Raw genomic sequence first — 358 nt, forward strand, 5'->3', positions numbered from 1 at the left:
TAATCTGATAATGACAGGCAAACTTGCATTAGCTGTTGGATAGTGAATGTTGGTAATCAAATGGCCATTGTGTAAAAGATCCAAAGAGCCGCAGAAAGGACAATCAGGTTGAATCAATTCTGCTTCATAGATTTTGTGCTTTTGCAGTTTGATCGATTTATAAAAACAATATTTTCGTCTTTAATATCAAGCTCGAATTTAATACAATGATTAAGAGAGGACATAGAAATCACCTTTATTTATAAAATGTTTAGTGGAATAGATTTTTTATTAAAGAGGACTATGTCCTCCTTGTTTAATGCAATAAAAAACCTGTTAGCAGCTTATCATAGTGATAAGTCATCAACAGGAAAAAGTC

At 31.8% G+C, this 358-nt stretch carries 1 pseudogene; it reads right to left on the reverse strand.

From position 1 onward, the window contains the following. Positions 1–224 (reverse strand): annotated as a pseudogene (locus tag MJX74_RS21515) (ISL3 family transposase); the annotation flags it as partial. Positions 225–358 lie beyond the last annotated feature (134 nt).

Source organism: Rheinheimera hassiensis (assembly GCF_022436675.1).
GTDB lineage: Bacteria > Pseudomonadota > Gammaproteobacteria > Enterobacterales > Alteromonadaceae > Alishewanella > Alishewanella hassiensis.